General features: G+C 34.0%; 1 protein-coding gene. It reads left to right on the top strand.

Features of this window, described 5'->3' with window-relative positions; genetic code table 11:
• Positions 1-123 precede the first annotated feature (123 nt).
• On the top strand, positions 124-1,611 hold a 1,488-nt coding region (locus ABY905_RS17165; RefSeq protein WP_372646109.1), incomplete at its 3' end, for an ATP-binding protein.

Raw genomic sequence — 1,611 nt, forward strand, 5'->3', positions numbered from 1 at the left:
ATTCTTATTTCCTATCAGGAAAAAGATATTTATATCGCACTATCCAGGCTTCGTAATCGTTTAATATTCGTTTTTTCTTTGCTATTTATAGCTCTTTCATATTATTTTTATTCACTGACCAAAGTGAGAAATCTGTTAAGAGAAGAAGCAAAAAGAAAAGAAGTTGAAAAAACATTGCTTAAAAGCGAGGAGAAATTCCGCAAAATATTTGATGATCATGCAGCCGTGAAACTTCTTATTGACCCCAATACAGGCAATATTGTTGATGCTAATAAATCTGCAGCCAATTATTATGGATGGAGCTGTGAAGAATTGATGAAAATGAAGATTGGGCATTTCGATATGCATTCATCTCAAGAAATCAGGAAGATTATTGAGAATATCTTGTTTGAAAATAAAAACCAATTTGAATCCAAACATCAACTGAAGAATGGTTCTATAAGAGACGTTGAAGTATTATGCAGTAAAATTAAAATTGATAATAAGGATTTATTACATTCAATTATCCATGACATAACTGATCGTAAAAATGCAGAAGGATTACTTAAGGAAAAAACAAATAAAATAGAATCGCAAAATAAAGAATACCAGCAGATTAATGAGGAGTATCTGCAAATTAATGAAGAACTTAATCAAACAAATCAAGAATTAATTAGAGCCAAGGAAAAAGCCGAAGAAAGCGATCATCTTAAAACTGCATTCTTGCACAATATTTCGCACGAAATACGAACACCTATGAATGCAATTGTAGGCTTTTCAGGTTTAATTAACAATCCCGATTTGCTTTCTGAAGATCGTCAAAACTTCACCGATTTAATAATACAAAGTAGCGACCAATTACTTTCTATTATCACCGATATAGTAAGCATTGCCTCAATTGAGGCTAGACAGGAAAAAGTTCAGGATAATGAAATCAATATCAACTTAATTTGTAAGCTTATAAACGAGCAGTTCTTGCCGAAAGACACAAACCCGAATGTTACGTTTCGTTTACAAACCAGTTTAGCCGACGATGAAGCAATTATTATTACCGATTCGACCAAGCTAACACAAATACTAACTAACCTGATAGGCAATGCCCTTAAGTTTACCCAAGAAGGTTTTGTTAATTTTGGTTACACCGTAAAAGACAAGTTTCTGGAATTCTATGTAAAAGATTCCGGAATAGGTATTTCTTCCGATATGCACGCCGAAATATTTAAACGCTTTCGTCAGGTTGAAACGACTACAGCCCGAACATACGGAGGTTCAGGTTTGGGTTTGTCTATCTCAAAAGCTTATGTTGAAATGCTTGGCGGTACTATTTGGCTGAACTCCGAAGTAGGTAAAGGTTCTGTGTTCAATTTTACGCTGCCTTACAAAACGGTAAACTCGAAAGCGATACCTAAGCTTCCCCTTAATGGATTAAACGTTGAATTTATAAAGCCAAAAACACTCTTAATTGCAGAGGATGAAGATTCTAATTTTATACTGTTAGAAAAGTTCTTTTCAGACTTGAAAATAAATATTATCAGAGCTGTAAATGGGTTAGAAGCCGTTGCAGTTTGCAAATCAAACCCACATGTGGATTTAATACTGATGGATATAAAAATGCCTGAGATGGATGGTTTC

Source organism: Ancylomarina sp., from assembly GCF_041555295.1.
Lineage (GTDB): Bacteria > Bacteroidota > Bacteroidia > Bacteroidales > Marinifilaceae > Ancylomarina.